We start from the raw sequence: 17,460 nt of genomic DNA on the forward strand, positions 1-17,460 counted from the left end.
TCGCGCAGCACCTTGTCCGGTGCGCGCACCTCCTGCAGGCACAGGATGTCGACGTCGCGGGCCTCAACCCACTGCGCCATGTCCTTGCGGTAGGCGGCGCGAATGCCGTTGACGTTGACCGAGGCGACGCGCAGGGCGCCGGCGTTCTTGCTCAGAATTTCCACGCTGGTTGGTATCACCATTCCACCTTACAAAATTCGGGCGCTGATTACGCGCTCAAATGCTCGCGCCGGGCAGAAACACGGTACTTTACGACAAGACAACGGCGTTCCCGCCCGATGAGGGCCGCAGGCGGTGGAATCGGCACAATTCACGCGCCGCCCCTTGCGCGGTCAAACACCGTGCGCTAGTAGTAGGCGTCAAAAACGCCTACTACAGCTGCGCGGCTCAGAAGTCCCCCAGCGAAATCACGCCGGGCAGGTCCCCGTCCAGCCGCTGAAAAACATACAGCTCATGCGGAACCATGGGCGTGGGCAGTTCGTCCACCGGGAACCAGCGCAACGCCGCCGCCTTGTCAGGCTCCATCAGCCTCGGCTGACCGGACCATGAGGTGCACCGGAAGAAGAAGTCGACGCGGTCCGGCGCCCGGTGCAGCACCGTAAGCGAGGCGAGGTCCCCGGGCTGCAGTTCGACGCCGAGCTCTTCAAATGCTTCACGGCAGGCGGCCTGGTGCACCGACTCCCCCGCCTCGACGTGCCCCGCGGCCCCGGTGGCCCAGTACCCGTCGAGAAAACCGGTGCCCGCGCGCTGCTGCAGTAGGACTCGGTCCCCGCGCTGGAAAACCACATAGGCTACCGCGATCATGAGACTCCCTATAGATTTCGGGGCTTAAAGACTTCAGGGCGGCCGCAGCCGCCCTGAAATGTAAAAACCTAGTCGATGATTTCGCCGTCGATCGGCGTGGCCGGCTTGATCATGTCGCGGGCGTTGGCGGCCGTCATTTGGATGGTCTCCAGCGCGCGGTCGATCATCTCCTCGGAGTCGGGCCCCTTGGCCTCGCGCTGCTCGGAGATCACACGGGCCTGCACCTGAACGATCTTGAACGAGTGGTCAAGCTTCATATCGCGCTGGCTGGTCGCCTCGTCGACGACGACGGAGCCGGATTGAGCCCGCGGTGTGGCTGCGGCACTTGCCTCGCGTAGCGAATTGTTGATCTTTTCGGCGCCCCGCTTCAGGCCGAAGATCATGATCGCTGCCAGCAGCAACCAGCCTGCGGAGATGACGACGACGAACCAGCCGACGATCGCATTGGAGTTGGCGGCGAAGATCACTGCCACCAGAAGGATGATGACCATGACCGCCATGGCCAGGGTCGATGCGTTGAGGGTGACTTTCCTGCCCTGCGTCGCGTTGCTGCCTAGAGGTTCCATAGCGTTAATTCTCGCATCATCCCCGACGGCAAGCCAATCGCGGCGGTGTCCTTTCGCCCACAGCTGGAACACCGCAGGCAGCAGCTCCCCCAGATCCAGCCCATTAATGCAGGCGCGCGATTGGCGACGGGCTGAACAACCCTCAGCTGGCCGAGCGCCTGGGCATCGGAGAGAGCACCGTCAAAACCCATGTTTCGGCGGTGCTCTCCAAGCTCGGCGTTGCTACCCGGCGCCTACCAGCTGACCAAGCAGAACGGGTGCTGCTGCGGGTCAAGGTAGACGCGGAAGGTGGCGGTCCCCTCGCCGGTGGCGGTGGCGCCCAGGGCGAGCACCTGTTCCTCGCCCAGATCCAGGTCCTTGACCTTCACATCCAGGTGCATCTGCTGCGGGTGGATGTGCCCCGGCCATTCTGGGGCCACATAGGGGCTGACCGCTTGGAAGGCGACCGCCGGCCGGTCGGCGGCGTCGCCGATGCTCACCCAGTCGGGTTCATTGTCGATGCGGATCATTCCCAGCAGCTGCTCGTAGAACCCCGCCAGCGCATCCGGGTCCTCACAGTCGATCACTACTGCCTGCCATGTGCCAATCATGATGCCTCCTTGGGCCCATTATGCGGCAGGGCATCGTGCTTGGGTAGGGGCTTACAGCCAACGCCTATTTCATCTTGGTGCGCAGTACCTCAAGCCGCTGGCGGTACTCGCCCTCGTCGATCTCGCCGCGGGCATAGCGTTCACGCAGCACGCCTTCGGCGCCGAGGCTCTGGTTCGTCCACCTGCGGCGGCGGGCGAACCCTGCGATACAGAAAATGATCAGCAGCATCCAGAAAATGGGGATGATGATGAACCATCCGGGGCCGTGCCACCCGTAGTCCGGCAGTGCGTTCATCAGGTTCAGTGCGAACATGTCATTCCTCCTTGGTTCGTGTGGGCTTTAACCCTCCCGCGCCGCAGGCCCTGTGCGCATCGGCCCCGGGAAGACACTTTCGCATCCCCGTGTACTCCCTCCGGCTACCTGCCGGCCTCCCCCTGTGCTCCCGGGGTGATCAGCCCGGATTCGTAGGCGAGGACCACCAGCGAGGTGCGGTCGCGCACCGCCAGCTTCCCGATGATGCGCGAGACATGGGTCTTGGCTGTCAGCGGGGTGATGTACAGGGCCGCGGCGATCTCCGCGTTGGTTTTCCCGGCGCCGATCTGCGCCAGCACCTCCCGTTCGCGCACCGTCAGCTCCTTGAGCATTCGATCATCGGGTCGTTCGCGCTTCGGGGTGGCGGCGATTTGGGACAGCAGCTTGCGGGTCACCGACGGGGAGAGCAGCGAGTCTCCGCCGGCCACCACGCGCACCGCGTCGATCAACGCAGCAGGCTCGGTGTCCTTGACCAAGAATCCGCTGGCCCCGGCCCTGATCGAGTCGAGGATGTATTCGTCGAGTTCGAAGGTGGTCAGCATGATCACCCGGGTCTCCAGTTCCCCGGTGATCTGCGCCGCCGCGCTGATGCCGTCGCCGTCGGGCATGCGGATGTCCATCAGCACGATCTGCGGCTTGTCCCTGCGCGCCAACGCCACGGCTTCGGTGCCGCTGGCCGCCGTGCCGATGACCCGCATGTCCTCTTCCGCGGACAGCAGCGCGCTGAACCCTGCGCGGATCAGCGATTGGTCGTCGACGATCAGCACGTCAATGGGTTTCATTATTCCCCCTGTTCGGAATGCTGGCGGTGATGGTGGTGCCGGGCCCGGTTCCACCGCCCGGCGCGCCGGGGCCGATCTGCACGCTGCCGCCCAGCTGCTGCACCCGCTCGCGCATGCCGCGCAGGCCGTTGCCCTCATCCGCGGCGCCGAGGCCGACGCCGTCGTCGCACACCCGCACCAGCGCCTGCCGCTCGTCGAACTGCAGGCTGATCTCCACCCGCGTGGCCGAGGCATGCCGCACGATGTTCGTCAGCGCCTCCTGCACGATGCGGTAGACCGCGGTCTGCACCGGTTCGTCGACCCACCCGGGGATGGCCGGCGGCGTGTAGTGGACCGCCAGCTGCGCGGAGGCGACGCGGGCCACCAGGTCCGGCAGCTGTGCAAGGCGCTGGCCCGGCAGCCGCGGGGCGTCCTGGCGCAGCACCGACAGCACCTCGCGCACCTCCGCCAGGGACTGTGCGGAACTGGTCTTGATGTTGCCCAGCGCCTCGGTCAGCTTGTCCACGTCGGGGTCTTTGGCTGCAAGGTGCAGGGCCACCGAGGCCTGCACGTTGATCATCGACAGTGAGTGGGCGACGACGTCGTGGATATCCCGGGCCAGCACCAGCCGCTGTTCGTCGGCCTGATGCCGGCGGCGTGCTTCTGCGGCCCGCCGCCGCTCGGCGCCGCGCTCCCGACCTGCCCGGGCCAGCTCGCCCGCCAGCAGCACGACGACCAGCCAGGCCAACAGCAACGGACTGCTCCGTGGGTGCTGGGCTGAGAGCAGCCAGCCGACGGCGCCAAAGCCAGCAGCCGCACCCCAGGCCCACCAGCGCGCCCCTGCGGCCACCGCCAGCACGAGGGCCGCGGCGAAGCTGAGCAGGAAGGGTCCGAAGGGGAAGCCGAGGGCCAGGTAGCCCAGCGCCACCGCGGCGCCGAGCACCGCCATGACGCCCGGATAGCGGCGCAGCAGGAGCACCGCCGGGCCGGCCAGAAGCAGCAGCACCGCCGCTGGCGGCAGCGCTGCGCCCATGCGGGCGGCGGCGAAGTGCGTGCCCACCAGCTGAATCACGGCGATGGCCACGGGCAGGATCACCAGCGGGGCGCGTCGGGTGCTCATAGTGCGAGGATACTCCCGCCCCGTGGCTCAGGCATCCGGCGCACGGCGCATCGGCCCTACTCCCGGTGGAGTACGCTGGCGCCCCGGCGAGCGCGCGGTCTTCAGCGCCGGGGGTGCAGTTCCAGGGCTAGGTCGAACATCGCGGCCGCCGCCTTGGAAGGACGGACCGACTGCGCGCGGACCACGGTGATGCGCACCCGTCGGGTGACCGGGTGGATCGACCTGACCGCCAGTTCAAGTCCTTCGTAGGACACATCTGCCGCGGGACGCTGCACCAGCACCGCGTAGCCCAGCCCCCGGGCAACCATCGAGCGGGTCACCTCGAAGTCCGCGGTGCGGTAACGGATCCAGGGGCTCACCCCGGCGGCCTCGAAGAGCGCCTCGGTGTGCTCCCGGCTCGGGGGCACATCGAGCAGGATCATCGGCTCCTCGGCCAGCTGCGCCAGCGAGACCTTGGCCGATCGCGCCAGCGGGTGATCCGGTGGAAGCAGGACATTTGGTTCGGTCATATAGAGGGTGGTGCGTTCGACGTCTTCGGGCAGCCCGAAGTCATAGACGAAGGCCAGGTCGAGGGTTCCATTGGCGAGCCGCTGGAAGATCTCCTGCTGAGTTCCGGCAAAGAAGTCCACTTCCACCTGGCTGTATCGGGAACTGTAGGCCGCGAGGAGCTCTGGGAGCACCGTGGGCGCCAGCGACGAGTAGCAGCCCACGCGTACCCGTCCCGCCAGCAGGGTTCCTGCGGCATGTGCCATCTGCTGCAGATCTTGGGATGCCTGCAGGATTCCCTGAGCCTCCTGGAGCACGTATCTTCCCGAAGGGGTCAAACTCACGCCATGCGCCTTGCGGCGAATGGTCAGCTGGGTATTCAGGACGCGTTCCAGTTCGTTCAACGCACCGGTGATCGCGGAGGCCGACAGGTTCAGGGCCGCGGCGGCGGCCGCGATGGAGCCCTCCTGTCCCACGGTGGCGAGGCATTCAAGCTGCCTGAGGGTGAACTGCGGCATCAAACCTCGCTAAAACCATTGATATTCATCGAATATAACCATTTTACCTGCGGATATGCCGCACATCACACTGGGAAGCAGGTCAGAACAACGAGCCAGGAGGCACCCCACCATGAGCCAAACACCCACTACCTGCCCGTTCACCGGGGCGTTAGCGGTGCCATCCGCCGTAAGCTCACCGTCGACGCTACCGGTTCGTGAAGCGCCGACCGCCGACTGGGTGAAAATCAAGGACCTCTACGAGAATCCCTTCCCCATCTACCAGCGCATGCGCGAGGAATCCCCGGTGCATTGGGTGCCGGACGTCAATCGCTACATGGTGACCTCCTACAGCGCCTGCCACGAGATCGAGCAGGACGAGGCAAGATTCTCCGCCGATGAGCGCAATTCGTTGATGAAACGGTCCATGGGCCATTCCATGCTGCGCAAAGACAACCCGGAGCACCAGGTGGATAGGGATTCCTACGGAGCAACCCTGCGGCCGGCAACCATCAAGAAGCACTGGAACGAAATCTTCGCAGCCAATCACCGGAAGTATCTGGACCAGTTAATTGCGCGGGGACCCGGTGCGGATTTCGTCTGGGACTACGCGGCCCCCTATACCGCCGAGAACCTGCGCTTGATTTGTGGATTCCATAATTCAACCCAACAGGACCTGCAGCGCTGGAGCCAGACCCTGATTGACGGCACCGGCAACTACGCGGACGACCCGGAGGTCTGGGCCCGAGCCGAGGCCTCCTCCGCGGAAGTCGATGCCGCCATCGACGAGATGATCCCCTATCTAGCTGCCCACCCCGATTATTCGCTGCTCTCCAACCTGGCCTCGATGCCGATCCCCCTGGAGGCCATCCGCGCGAACCTGAAAATGACCATCGGCGGCGGACTGAACGAACCGCGCGACGTCCTGGCCACGACCGTGTGGGCGTTGCTGTCCAACCCAGCGCAGCGCGACGCGGTCCTGCGAGACCCCAGCCTGTTCGCCAGGGCTTTTGAGGAATCGGTGCGCTGGGTGGCACCCATCGGCATGTACCCGCGCGAGACCACACAGGAACTGGTGTTGGAAGGAGTGCGTTTGCCTGCGGGGGCGCGGCTCGGCGTGGTGCTCGGCGCGGCAAACCGCGACCCTCAAGTCTTCTCCGACCCGGAGGAGTTCAACATCTTCAGGGAAAAGAAGCCGCACCTGGCCTTCGGCGGCGGCGTGCACTTCTGCGCAGGCACCTGGATTGCCCGGGCCCAGGTCGCCCAGATTGCCCTGCCCGAGCTCTTCCGCTGCCTTCCACACCTCAAACTCGATCCGCAGTCCCCCAGCACCGACGCAGGCTGGGTGTTCCGCGGCATGACCAAAATGCCAGTCGTCTGGGACAACTAACCACTATTGAAGGAGCTTGTTATGCCTACCATCATTTTTGAACAGCCCGATGGGGCGGTGACCGAGGTCGAGGTCGACGAGGGCAGCAACGTCATGCGCGCCGCCGTCTCCCACGGCGTTGCCGGCATCATCGGAGAATGCGGCGGCCAGGCCATGTGCGCCACCTGCCACGTCTACGTTGATCCGCAGGCGGCGTCCGACCTGCCAAGCGTCGCCGAAGACGAAGACGAGATGCTCGACTGCGCCGCCGCCGAACGCACCGAATTCAGCCGGCTGGGCTGCCAGGTCAAGCTCGGCGGGGCCCTGCAGCGGCTGCGCGTGAACGTCCCCAGCGATCAGGTGTAGCCATGGATGATCGGGTTGTCATTCTCGGGGCCGGTCACGCCGGCGTGCAGCTGGCGGCGTCGCTACGCGAAGCGGGCCATCGCGGGCCGCTCACCCTGGTATCGCAGGAATCTGCGCTCCCCTACCAGCGCCCGCCGCTGTCCAAGGACTTGGCAGGCGCCGGCACAGAACCGCTGGCGCTGCGCCCCTCGGACTTTTATGCGGAACGCGACATCGTCCTGGCATCGGGGGGTCGAGCGGTATCCGTGGACCGCGACGCCCGTACCGTCGGGCTCAGCGACGGCACGGTCCTGGCCTATGACCGGCTGGTCTTCGCCACCGGCGCCCGCAACCGGCCGCTTCCCTGCGAGGGCGGCGAGCTCCCGGGGGTGCACCCGCTGCGGGCCCTTGAAGATGCGCTGTCGCTGCGGCGGGAACTCGATGCTGCACGCAGGGTGGTAGTCATCGGCGCCGGATTTATCGGTCTTGAATTCGCCGCGGCGGCCCGAGAGCGCGGGCTGGAGGTCACGGTGCTTGAATACGCCGAGCGTCCACTGGGCCGGGCCGCCTCCGCACCACTGTCCTCCTGGTTCCTGCAGGCGCACCGAGCCAACGGCATCGATCTACGCTGCAATGAGGGCGTACGGCGCATCCGCCGCAGCGAGGGTGGCCTTGAGGTCGACTCGGATGCAAGAAGCTACCGGGCGGACCTGGTGGTCTACGGGATCGGCGTGCAGCCCAATAGCGAGCTCGCCGAGGACGCCGGTCTGGCCTGCGAGAACGGGATCCTGGTCGATGAAAGGCTGCAGACCTGCGACCCGCGGATCTTCGCCATCGGCGACTGCGCCAACTTCCCGCTGGCGACGAGCCCGCAGCGGGTTCGGCTCGAATCGGTGCAGAACGCCAACGACCAGGCCCGAACCCTGGCGCACACCTTGACCGGGACGCCGCAGGCCTACGCCGAGCTGCCCTGGTTCTGGAGCATTCAGGGGGCACACCGTTTGCAGATTGCGGGGCTGTCGGCGCCGGAGGACGAGCCGGTGCTGCTCGGTGCCCCGGACAGCGGCAAATTCTCCGTTGCGCTGTTCCGCGAGGGCCTGCTGGTGGCCGTGGAATCGGTCAACAAGCCGGCCGACCACATCGCGGCCCGCAAGCTGTTGGCCTCCGGCGCACCCGTCACCGCCGCCATGGTGCAGGCTTCGGCCTCACTCAAAGACCTCCTGCGCAACGCCCCGATCCCCGTATGACTCCCACAGAACCCGAGGTAACACCGTGAGTACCGCAATTCCAGAAGGCCGCACCGCCAGCCAGCGGCGCATCGCCTTCGCCACCATCATCGGCACCACCATCGAATGGTACGACTTCTTCATCTACGCCACCGCGGCGGGGCTGGTCTTCGCCCACTTGTTCTTCGAGCCTGCAGGTTCACAGATCGGGCTGCTGCTCTCCTTCGCCAGCGTCGGCATCTCCTTCTTGTTCCGCCCGCTGGGCGCCTTCCTCGCCGGGCATTTCGGCGACAAGATCGGCCGCCGCGCCATGCTGGTGCTCACCTTGACGCTCATGGGTGCCTCCACCACCCTGATCGGCGTCCTGCCGACCTACGACACCGCTGGAATCATCGCACCGATCATGTTGCTGCTGCTGCGCATTACCCAGGGCATCTCCGCCGGCGGTGAATGGGGCGGTGCGGTGCTGATGGCCGTGGAGCATGCGCCGACGCAGCGCCGCGGGCGGGCCGGGGCCTACCCGCAGCTCGGCGTCCCGCTGGGAATGCTGCTTGCCTCGGCGATGATGGCGCTGATGACCGGCGTGATCTCCCCCGGCGAAGAATTCGTCGCCTGGGGCTGGCGTGTGCCGTTCCTGGTGAGCTTCGTGCTGATCGTTGTCGGCTATTTCATCCGACGTTCGGTCGACGAATCTCCGGTCTTCGAGGAGATCGCGCAGAAGAAGGCCCAAACCCGCGTCCCGATCCTGGTGCTATTCAAGAAGCACTGGCTGCTGGTGCTCATCGCCGCCCTGGTCTTCGCCGGCAATAATGCGGCCGGATATATGACCACCGGCGGGTTCCTGCAGGCCTACATGACCGATCCTCAGGGCCCTGTAGGGTTCGACAGGACCCAGGTGCTGCTGGCGGTGTCTTTCGGCGCCGTCATGTGGTTCATCTTCACGCTGCTTTCCGGCGTGGTCTCCGACCGCATCGGGCGCAAGCGCACCTATCAGATCGGGTTCATCAGCCAGCTGATCTGCGTCTTCCCGTTGTTCTGGCTGGTCAACACGGCGAGCCTGCCGCTGCTCTACCTCGCCTTCGCGCTGTTCTCCGTGGGGCTGGGGTTCTCCTACGGTCCGCAGGCAGCGCTGTACTCCGAGTTGTTCCCTGCCTCGGTGCGCTTCTCCGGGGTGTCGATCTCCTACGCCTTCGGCGCGATCCTGGGCGGCGCCTTCGCCCCGATGATCGCCACCGCGCTGGTTCAGGCCACCGGCGGCACCACCGCGGTGGCCTGGTATCTGGCCGTGCTGACCGCTGTATCCCTGGCGGCGGTGTCGCTGATCCGCGACCGCAGCGGCATCGACCTGTCCATCGGCAACCAGGCCGAACAGGAGGTCGGGGCGCTGGTCTTCGATCATCGCAGCGCCTCCCGGCAGGTGAAGCAGGAAGCGCTTTAACTTCGGCTTAACGCAGTCAACCGCCAGCGAAATGCTGGCCGTTGACTTGTTTATTTAGCGTTTTACTAGCGCAGGCCAGCTTTGCGCTCGGCGGTTTCCACGACGTTGTTCAGCAGCATCGCGCGGGTCATCGGGCCCACGCCGCCCGGGTTCGGCGAGACCCAGCTGGCGGTTTCATACAGCGCCGGGTCGATGTCTCCGGTGACCTTGCCGTCCACGCGGGAGACGCCCACGTCCAGCAGGATTGCGCCGGGCTTGGCGGTCTTGATCATGTGGGCGGAGCCGGCGGCGGCGATGACCACGTCGGCCTGCGCCAGCAGCTCGTCAAGGTTGGTGGTGCCGGTGTGAGCCAGGGTGACCGTGGCATTCACGTCGCGGCGGGTGAGCAGCAGTCCGACCGGGCGGCCGATGGTCACGCCGCGGCCGACCACCAGTACATGCTTGCCGGCCAGGTCGATGTCGTGGCGGGCCAGCAGCTCAACACAGCCCAGCGGGGTGCAGGGCAACGGCGAGGTCATCGGGCGGTTCACGTTGGCCACCAGGCGGCCCAGGTTCATCGGGTGCAGGCCGTCGGCGTCCTTGGCAGGATCCATGGCCTCCAGGACCACGTCCTGGTCGATGTGCTTGGGCAGCGGCAGTTGGATGATGTAGCCGGTGCAGTCGGGGTTCTCGTTGAGCTCACGCACCTTGGCGAGCAGTTCTTCTTGGGTGGTTTCCTCCGGCAGGTCCACGCGGATGGATTCGATGCCCACCTGGGCGCAGTCGCGGTGCTTGCCCGCCACATACCAGGCCGACCCGGGATCGTCGCCCACCAGAATGGTGCCCAGGCCGGTGCGGTGCCCGGCGGCCTTCAATGCGGCGACTCGTTCGGTTAGCTCCTGCTTGATGGCGGCCGCGGTGGCCTTGCCGTCGAGAATGCGTGCGCTCACGCGTATCCTTCCGTCGACGCCCGGTTATGGGCGGATGGTGTGCGGACCCAGGCGCGCGGCACGCACAATTAGCTCCCCGGTGGTTACCCACCCAACGCCAGTCACGCGGTTAATTCTACCGGTTTGCGGCGGGAATGACTTGGGTCGCGGCGGTGTTCTAGCTGACATGTATGAAAGCATCGTGATCGGGGCCGGCCAGGCAGGCCTGTCCGCCGCCTACCATCTACAGCGCCGGGGTGTGGATTTCATCGTGCTCGACGCGAACCCGGGCCCGGGCGGCGCCTGGCAGAACCGCTGGGACTCGCTCACCCTGGGAGCCGCGCACCATATCCACCCGTTGCCCGATTTCCCGCTGACCGAGCAGGACTCCACCCGCCCTGCCTCTGCGGTGGTGGCCGAATATTACGGCGAGTACGAGCGCCGCTTTCAGCTTCCCGTGCGCCACGGCATCAACGTCGAGCGCGTCACGCATGAGGACGGCGTCTTCACGGTGCATGCAGGCGGCGAGGAATTCACCTCCGCCACCCTGATCAACGCGACAGGCACCTGGACCAACCCCTTCTGGCCCTCCTACCCGGGGCGCTTCGACGGGCCACAGGTGCACACCAACGGTTTCAGGTCCGTGGAGCAATTTGCCGGGCAGCGGGTGTTGGTGGTCGGGGCGGGCGCCAGCGCCACCCAGTTCATCCTCGCCCTGCGTGCCGCGGGCGTTGACACCCTGTGGTCCACGCGCAACGCACCTGACTGGCGCGAGGTGCCCTCCGGCACCGAGTGGGGCCAGGAGGTCGAACGCCAGGTCAACGAGCGCACCCGGGCGGGGCTTCCTCCCAAGTCGGTGGTCGGCACCACCGGGCTACTGCTCACCCCCGCCATGCGGGCCGGAATCGCTTCCGGGGCGCTGGTATCCCGCGGCGCGATTTCCCGTCTGGAATCCGACGCGGTGGTGTTCACCGACGGCAGCCGCGAGCGGATCGACGCGATCCTCTGGGCCACCGGCTTCCGCCATGCCCACCGCCACCTGCGTTCGCTGAAGCTGCACACCCCCGCCGGCGGGATTATGGTGGCCGACGACGGCGTGAGCGCGCTGGAACTGCCGGGCATGTTCTTCGTCGGCTACGGCGCGTCCGCGTCGACCTTGGGAGCCACCCGCGCCGGACGCAGGGCCGCGGCGGCGGCCGCCAAGTTCCTGACCGCGGTACCCGTGTAGTACTTCACGCAATTGGGCGCAGGAGCGGCCGGGGCGCTAGGTTAAAGTCCATGAATTACATCGTCGCCCTGTCCTGTCTTGACCGCCCCGGCATCGTGCATACAATTTCCGGCGGGCTGCTGGGCGCCGGTTGCAACATCGTCGAGTCCCAGCAATTCCGTTCCCCGGAATCCGGCACCTTCTTCATGCGCATCGAGGTCTCCACCACCGCCTCGCTGGAGCAGGTGCGCGCCGCGCTGGCTCCGATCCGCGACGACTTCCACATGGACCTGCGGGTCTCCGACGCCGCCGCGCGCACCCGCACCATGATCATGTGCTCCACCGCCGGCCATGCGCTCAACGACCTGCTCTTCGCCCAGCGCTCCGGTACGCTGCCCATCGAGGTGCCGGTCATCGTCTCCAACCACCTCACGCTCAAGCCCATGGCCGAGTTCTACGGCGTGGATTTTGTGCACCTGCCGGTCACCGCGGCGAACAAGTCCCAGGCCGAGGCGGAGCTGCTGGGGTTGGCCCAGAAGTACGACATCGAACTGGTGGTGCTCGCCCGCTACATGCAGATCCTCTCCGACTCGCTGTGCGAGCGCATGGAGGGCCGCGTCATCAACATCCACCACTCCTTCCTGCCCTCCTTCAAGGGCGCCAAGCCCTATCACCAGGCCTATGCCCGCGGGGTCAAGCTGATCGGCGCCACCGCGCACTATGTCACCGCCGACCTGGACGAGGGCCCGATCATCGACCAGGAAGTGACCAGCGTGAACCACACACGCAGCGCCGACCAGCTGGTTCAGCTGGGCCGCAGTGTGGAGGGGCGGACGCTGACCCGCGCGGTGCAGTGGCATGCAGAACACCGGGTGATGCTCGACGGGCAGCGCACCGTCGTCTTCTCGTAGCATCCTGCGCAGATTGCTGTAGTAGGCGCCGACGCCTACTACAGTAGGTGGCATGAGCCACATCATCACGATTGACGGCGCGACCCCGAAGGTCGGCCAGGACGTATTTCTTGCACCCACCGCTACCCTGAGCGGCGACGTTGAGCTGGCGGACCGCTCCAGCGCCTTCTACGGAGTCTCCGTGCGCGGCGACTCCGCGCCGATCCGCGTGGGCGAGGGCACCAACCTGCAGGACAACGTCGTATTGCATGCAGATACCGGCTTCCCCTGCACCCTGGGTGCTGGCGTTTCGGTGGGCCATACCGCAGTGGTGCACGGCGCGACCATCGGCGACGGCAGTCTGATCGGGATGAGCGCCACGGTGATGAACGGCGCGGTGATCGGCGAACAGTCGCTGGTCGCCGCTGGCGCGTTGGTGCTGGAGGGTACGCAGGTGCCGCCGCGTTCACTGGTCGCCGGTGTTCCGGCCAAGGTGCGCCGCGAACTGACCGAAGAAGAGGTCGCCGGCCTGAAGAAGAATGCCGACACCTACCTGTCGCTGGCAGCTAAGCATCTGGTCGCCAATTCTTAACCGAGATCGCAATCGCGAAACACCAGCTTCTACGAGGGCCGGCTCTTGCCGACCCTCGTAGCTGTTTAACTGTTGTCTAAGGGTCGATGATCTCGACTTCCACGGTCCCGTCGCGCCATGCTCTGGTTGCCATCGCCGCCTGCTCCTGCGCTTCCCGTGCCTCGGACGGGGTCATGAAGTACGTGTTGACCTGCAGCTTCTGCGAGGGGTTCAGCTCGCGCGGAAGCAGCACCAGGGGCCGAGAATTCGGCACGATGACCGCGTGGAACAGCCCGCAGTGCCTGGCGATATGGTGCACCTCGCACCACAGGCCGGCGCGGTCGATATCCGTTTTTCCGCCGCGTTCCCACTTATCCAGGTGGTCCGCCTCGCAGCGGCTGGCCGGCATGGTGCATCCCGGGTAGCCGCAGCCGCGGAAGACCGCGCGCAGGGCACGGACCTGTGCCTTGGAAAACAGGCGTTGAGCGCGCCCGAGGTCCAGGATCTTGCTCTTCCCGCCAAGGACCAGCGGGTAGAGACTCGCGTTGCAGACCGCTGCTCTGGCTTCTCCTGCGGTGAGCGGAATCCCCTTGGTGGTGACCGCGAAGTCGCGGCCGGAAGCCAGCATTTTGTCGTAGTCGATCAGGATGCCGATCTGATCATTGGTGGATCTGCTCAATGATTCCGGCGGGCCGGAGGATCTGAGCAGCGCCAGCAGCCCGAGTAGATGCCGTAGTTCCGGGCGCAGTTCTTCCAGCGGAAGCTGCGCGTCAGGCGGCGGTTCCGGTGGGATGCCGGGAGGTCCCGGGTCCGCGGGAGGCGGAGCGGATCCACGGGCCCAGTCGGGCATGGTGTTCTCGTCGTCCCACTGTGGGGGCTGCTCGGCGAAGAGGCCTGCTGCCTGTTCACATAGTAGGTCGCGGTTGCCGGCCATGGTTTTGGGGTTGTCCATGGCCTCGCGCAGGGATTCCATGAGCGGGGCCTGCGAGGGAAGCATTTTGACCAGGTATTCGCATAGGCCGCGGCGCACCCCGCGCTTGTAGATGCCGATTTCGCTCAGCAGCGCATCGCTGGGACGCTCGGTGGCGACCGCCTGGTCGACCGCGTCGTTGATGTGCTTGCGGGCGGTGGCGGGTTCTGCCATGAAGCCGATGCATTCGCGCTGCAGGGCGGTGCAGGTGGCGTCGTCGATGTCCTTGCGCACGGACTGGATCTTGCGGGCCGCGGTGAGCACCAGGCGCGGGTCGTCGGCGGTGGTGAATTCCGTGGCCAGCTCGGTCAAGCGCGGTGCGGTGCGTTCGCCTGCCTCGTTCACCTGGGCGATGAGGTTGTCCACCTGGGCCAGCCGCCCGCGGGCGGTGGACAGCGGGATGTTCATCCAGTCGGCCAGCAGGTCAAGGGACTTTTTGTAGTGGGTGCGCCCGGTGCTGGTGTGGCCCGCGGTCGCGGCGAGGTCGGCATCGGTGGGTGTGAGGCCGGCTTCGGCAATAGCCTGCAGCGAGGCCTGGTCGAGTTTGTGCGCGCCGGTGCGGCGGATGGCGTCGGCCGCGTAGAGCTGGGCGCGGGTCAGCGCCATGGACAGTTCCTCCACCAGCCACGCGGCATAGGCGGCGTGGCCCGCGGCAAGCGGACCCTCGGCCAGGGCCGCGGCGGCGGTGGTGACCAGCTGCGCCGCGTGGGCCAGCTGGTGGATTGGTGTGTCCATAAACCCAGCATGCCCCGCACCCTAAAAGGTGCGGGGCAGCCGGCTGCGGACTGTGGATTACACGACCGATTACACGACGGAGAGTGCCGAGGATGCCCGGCGGGCGGCGGCCAGGCCGCGCTCCAGGTCGCCCAGCAGGTCCTCGACCTCTTCGATGCCCACCGAGAGGCGCACCAGGTTGCCGGGGATTTCCAGCGGGGTGCCGATCAGCGAGGCATGGGTCATTTCGCGCGGGTAGCAGACCAGCGATTCCACGCCGCCCAGGGACACCGAGAGCTGGAAGTAGTGCATGGATTCGGCGAAGGCGCGGGCGGCCGCCTCGTCGGCCAACTGCAGGGAGACGATGCCGCCGAAGTCGCGCTGCTGGCTGGCTGCCAGTTCGTGGCCCGGGTGCGAGGCCAGTCCGGGATAGTAGACGCGGGTGATGTCCTGGTGCTCGTCGAGCCAGTGGGCGATGGTGTTGGCGCTGGCGCAGTGCCGGGCCATGCGCAGCCCCAGGGTCTTCAGTCCGCGGGCCGCCAGGTAGGAGTCCTGCGGGCCGGAGACCGCTCCCCCGGCGAACTGCTGGAAGGCCACCGCCTGCGCCAGCGACTGGCCGCGGTGTTCGTGGTCGGCCACGATCACCGCGCCGCCGAGCACGTCGGAGTGCCCACCGATGTACTTGGTGGTGGAGTGCACCACCGCGTGGGCGCCGAAGTCCAGCGGGCGCTGCAGGTAGGGGGTGGCGAAGGTGTTGTCCACGACCAGCAGGGCGCCTGCCTCACGGGCGATGGCCGCCCAGCCTGCCAGATCGGCGATGCCCAGCAGCGGATTGGACGGGGTTTCGAGCCAGAGCAGTGCGGTGTTCGGGCGCAGCGCGGTGCGCACCGCGTCCAGGTTGGTGATGTCCACCGCGGAGGAGGTGATCCCCCACTTGCTGTGCAGCTGGGAGATCAGCCGGTTGGTGCCGCCGTAGCCGTCGGCGCCCAAAATGATGTGGTCGCCCGGGGCCAGCACGGCGCGCAGCAGTGCGTCCTCGGCGGCGATGCCGGAGGCGAAGGAGTAGCCGGCGGCCCCGCCTTCCAGGGCGGCGAGCTGTTCTTCAAAGCCGTTGCGGGTCGGGTTGGAGCCGCGGGAGTATTCGTGCCCGGAGCGCAGCACGTTGATGCCGTCCTGGATGAACGTGCTGGTCTGGTAGATCGGCGGGATCACCGCGCCGGTGTGCGGGTCTTTTTCCTGTCCTGCGTGGACTGCCAGGGTGTTGAAGCCGCTCATGCGAAGCTCACTTCCTTTTCGGTGGAGGCTGCTACTGCCAGGGCGCGGTCGAGGTCGCGGATCAGGTCGGCCGGGTCTTCCAGTCCGACGGAGATGCGCAGCACTCCCGCGTTCAGCCCGGCGTCGGCCAGCTGTTCGGGGGTCAGGCGACAGTGGGTCATCGTCGCCGGGTGGGCGATCATGGTGCGGGTGTCGCCGATATTCGCCGCCAGGGCGATGATCTTCAGGTTGTCGATGAAGGCCGGAACCAGCGCCGCGTCGTGCAGTTCGACCGCCAGAACGCTGCCGGTGCCGCGCGGGAAGAACTTGGCTGCGCGCTCGTGATGCTGGTGGCCGGCGCGCGAAGGGTGGTGCACCGCGGCGACCAGCGGGTGGGCTTCGAGGAAGTTGGCCAGCAGCAGCAGGGTGGACGCGGCGGCGGCGGTGCGCACCGAGAGGGTCTCGATGCCGGTGAGGATGCTGTGCGCGCTGGCCGCCGGGAGGGTCGGGCCCAAATCGTGCAAGAACTTGGAGCGCACCAGCATGGAGTAGGCGCCGGAGCCGTAGCGGGCCAGCAGCGAGGTGCCGGCGTAGCGGGCGCGGGCGCGGGCGATCTGCGGCCAGCGGGCCTCATCGGAGAAGTCGAAGGTGCCGGCGTCGATCACCACGCCGCCGAGCACCTGGCCGTGTCCGGCCAGCGCTTTGGTGGCCGAGTGCACGACGATGTCGGCGCCGAAGGTCAGCGGCTTGAAGTTCGCCGGGGTGGCCAGGGTGTTGTCCACGACCACCGGGATGTTGTGGCGGTGCGCCACCTCGGCCAGCGCCGGCAGGTCCGGCAGGGTGGAGAGCGGGTTGGTGACCGACTCCAGGAAGAACGCGCGGGTGTCTTCCTCGATGGCTGCTTCCCAGGCGGCCGGCAGGTCCGGGTCCACGAAGGTGATGCGGATGCCGAAGTCGTTGAAGGAGTCGGTGAGCAGGTCCACGGTGCCGCCGTAGAGCTGGTTGGAGGCGATGATGTGCTTGGGGCCCTGGGTCAGGGCCAGCAGGGAGAGCGCCACGGCGGCCTGGCCGGTGGCGGTGGCTACGGCGTTTGCCCCGCCTTCCAGGGCTGCGGCGCGCTGTTCGAGCACGGAGACCGTGGGGTTGCCGGTGCGGGAGTAGGTGAAGCCGGACTGGCGCAGCGCGAACTTTTCTACCGCCTCGGCGTGGGAGGAGAATTCGAAGGCCGCGGAGGAATACAGCGGGACGGTCAGCGGGCGGTAGTCACCGCTGGGGGTGTATCCGGCGTGGATTCCCGTCGTCGACGGCTGGGTGTTGGGCTGCACCATGGCTGGCTCCTTCTCGTAGTCTTTCGCACGAGAGAGTGCACCGAACACGGTGCCGCGCACCGAAGACCGTTCGCCGGCCTTCAAGGTACGAGGCACAGCGCAG

General features: G+C 66.8%; 18 protein-coding genes and 2 pseudogenes. 8 read left to right on the top strand and 12 right to left on the bottom strand.

The window, feature by feature from the left end; all coding sequences use genetic code 11:
* The 3 genes and pseudogenes from RUH64_RS05145 to RUH64_RS05155 form a co-directional block, all read right to left on the bottom strand.
* Nucleotides 1-182 (bottom strand): annotated as a pseudogene (locus tag RUH64_RS05145) (exodeoxyribonuclease III); the annotation flags it as partial.
* Nucleotides 183-387: 205 nt separating this feature from the next.
* Nucleotides 388-804 carry an NUDIX domain-containing protein gene (locus tag RUH64_RS05150; RefSeq protein WP_313811833.1) on the bottom strand — a complete coding sequence of 139 codons (417 nt, stop codon included), beginning with the start codon at nt 802-804 and terminating at the stop codon, nt 388-390.
* 68 nt (nt 805-872) lie between these two features.
* On the bottom strand, nt 873-1,370 hold the full coding sequence (locus RUH64_RS05155) for a hypothetical protein (protein ID WP_313811835.1): 498 nt from the start codon (nt 1,368-1,370) through the stop codon (nt 873-875).
* A 131-nt stretch (nt 1,371-1,501) separates the two neighbouring features.
* Here RUH64_RS05155 and RUH64_RS05160 point away from each other — a divergent pair.
* A pseudogene (locus RUH64_RS05160) lies at nt 1,502-1,588 on the top strand (LuxR C-terminal-related transcriptional regulator); the annotation flags it as partial.
* A 15-nt stretch (nt 1,589-1,603) separates the two neighbouring features.
* Here RUH64_RS05160 and RUH64_RS05165 read toward each other — a convergent pair.
* The 5 genes from RUH64_RS05165 to RUH64_RS05185 all read right to left on the bottom strand — a co-directional run bounded on the left by RUH64_RS05165 (nt 1,604) and on the right by RUH64_RS05185 (nt 5,158).
* Nucleotides 1,604-1,960, bottom strand: a complete 357-nt coding sequence (locus RUH64_RS05165) for a VOC family protein (protein WP_313811836.1) — start codon at nt 1,958-1,960, stop codon at nt 1,604-1,606.
* 64 nt (nt 1,961-2,024) lie between these two features.
* Entirely contained in the window at nt 2,025-2,273 is a 249-nt protein-coding gene (locus RUH64_RS05170; protein WP_313811838.1) for an SHOCT domain-containing protein, read from the bottom strand.
* 104 nt (nt 2,274-2,377) lie between these two features.
* On the bottom strand, nt 2,378-3,055 hold the full coding sequence (locus tag RUH64_RS05175; RefSeq protein ID WP_313811840.1) for a response regulator transcription factor: 678 nt from the start codon (nt 3,053-3,055) through the stop codon (nt 2,378-2,380).
* Nucleotides 3,042-4,154: a histidine kinase gene (locus RUH64_RS05180; RefSeq protein WP_313811842.1), complete on the bottom strand. Its 1,113-nt coding sequence runs from the start codon at nt 4,152-4,154 to the stop codon at nt 3,042-3,044. The genes RUH64_RS05175 and RUH64_RS05180 overlap by 14 nt, the downstream gene beginning before the upstream one ends.
* A 101-nt stretch (nt 4,155-4,255) precedes the next feature.
* On the bottom strand, nt 4,256-5,158 hold the full coding sequence (locus RUH64_RS05185) for a LysR substrate-binding domain-containing protein (protein WP_313811843.1): 903 nt from the start codon (nt 5,156-5,158) through the stop codon (nt 4,256-4,258).
* A gap of 112 nt (nt 5,159-5,270) precedes the next feature.
* On the opposite strand from RUH64_RS05185, the gene RUH64_RS05190 reads away from it, so the two are divergent.
* The 4 genes from RUH64_RS05190 to RUH64_RS05205 are packed head-to-tail and all read left to right on the top strand — an operon-like array spanning nt 5,271 to nt 9,515.
* Nucleotides 5,271-6,527, top strand: a complete 1,257-nt coding sequence (locus RUH64_RS05190; RefSeq protein ID WP_313811845.1) for a cytochrome P450 — start codon at nt 5,271-5,273, stop codon at nt 6,525-6,527.
* A 21-nt stretch (nt 6,528-6,548) separates the two neighbouring features.
* Nucleotides 6,549-6,872 (top strand): 2Fe-2S iron-sulfur cluster-binding protein, encoded by a 324-nt coding sequence (locus RUH64_RS05195; RefSeq protein ID WP_313811846.1) that lies wholly within the window; start codon nt 6,549-6,551, stop codon nt 6,870-6,872.
* A gap of 2 nt (nt 6,873-6,874) precedes the next feature.
* Nucleotides 6,875-8,098 carry an FAD-dependent oxidoreductase gene (locus RUH64_RS05200; RefSeq protein WP_313811848.1) on the top strand — a complete coding sequence of 408 codons (1,224 nt, stop codon included), beginning with the start codon at nt 6,875-6,877 and terminating at the stop codon, nt 8,096-8,098.
* Between the two features lie 25 nt (nt 8,099-8,123).
* Nucleotides 8,124-9,515 carry an MFS transporter gene (locus RUH64_RS05205; RefSeq protein WP_313811850.1) on the top strand — a complete coding sequence of 464 codons (1,392 nt, stop codon included), beginning with the start codon at nt 8,124-8,126 and terminating at the stop codon, nt 9,513-9,515.
* Between the two features lie 65 nt (nt 9,516-9,580).
* Here RUH64_RS05205 and RUH64_RS05210 read toward each other — a convergent pair whose 3' ends face one another.
* Nucleotides 9,581-10,444, bottom strand: a complete 864-nt coding sequence (locus RUH64_RS05210; protein WP_313811852.1) for a bifunctional methylenetetrahydrofolate dehydrogenase/methenyltetrahydrofolate cyclohydrolase — start codon at nt 10,442-10,444, stop codon at nt 9,581-9,583.
* Nucleotides 10,445-10,610: 166 nt separating this feature from the next.
* Here RUH64_RS05210 and RUH64_RS05215 point away from each other — a divergent pair, with 166 nt between their 5' ends.
* Genes RUH64_RS05215 through RUH64_RS05225 form a run of 3 tightly spaced genes read left to right on the top strand, consistent with a single transcriptional unit; the run spans nt 10,611 to nt 13,112 of the window.
* Complete coding sequence (locus RUH64_RS05215) at nt 10,611-11,651, top strand: FAD-dependent oxidoreductase (protein ID WP_313811854.1); 1,041 nt, start codon at nt 10,611-10,613, stop codon at nt 11,649-11,651.
* Nucleotides 11,652-11,701: 50 nt separating this feature from the next.
* Nucleotides 11,702-12,541, top strand: a complete 840-nt coding sequence (purU, locus tag RUH64_RS05220; RefSeq protein ID WP_313811856.1) for a formyltetrahydrofolate deformylase — start codon at nt 11,702-11,704, stop codon at nt 12,539-12,541.
* Between the two features lie 52 nt (nt 12,542-12,593).
* Nucleotides 12,594-13,112 carry a gamma carbonic anhydrase family protein gene (locus RUH64_RS05225; RefSeq protein WP_313811857.1) on the top strand — a complete coding sequence of 173 codons (519 nt, stop codon included), beginning with the start codon at nt 12,594-12,596 and terminating at the stop codon, nt 13,110-13,112.
* Nucleotides 13,113-13,188: 76 nt separating this feature from the next.
* Here the strand turns inward: RUH64_RS05225 and RUH64_RS05230 are convergent, their stop codons facing one another.
* The 3 genes from RUH64_RS05230 to RUH64_RS05240 all read right to left on the bottom strand — a co-directional run bounded on the left by RUH64_RS05230 (nt 13,189) and on the right by RUH64_RS05240 (nt 17,453).
* Nucleotides 13,189-14,796, bottom strand: coding sequence for an HNH endonuclease signature motif containing protein (locus RUH64_RS05230; protein WP_313811859.1), 1,608 nt, complete (start codon nt 14,794-14,796; stop codon nt 13,189-13,191).
* A 69-nt stretch (nt 14,797-14,865) separates the two neighbouring features.
* Nucleotides 14,866-16,050, bottom strand: a complete 1,185-nt coding sequence (locus tag RUH64_RS05235; RefSeq protein ID WP_313811861.1) for a cystathionine gamma-synthase — start codon at nt 16,048-16,050, stop codon at nt 14,866-14,868.
* Complete coding sequence (locus RUH64_RS05240) at nt 16,047-17,453, bottom strand: aminotransferase class I/II-fold pyridoxal phosphate-dependent enzyme (RefSeq protein WP_313811862.1); 1,407 nt, start codon at nt 17,451-17,453, stop codon at nt 16,047-16,049. The genes RUH64_RS05235 and RUH64_RS05240 overlap by 4 nt, the downstream gene beginning before the upstream one ends.
* Nucleotides 17,454-17,460 lie beyond the last annotated feature (7 nt).

Source organism: Glutamicibacter sp. (assembly GCF_032154645.1).
GTDB lineage: Bacteria > Actinomycetota > Actinomycetes > Actinomycetales > Micrococcaceae > Glutamicibacter.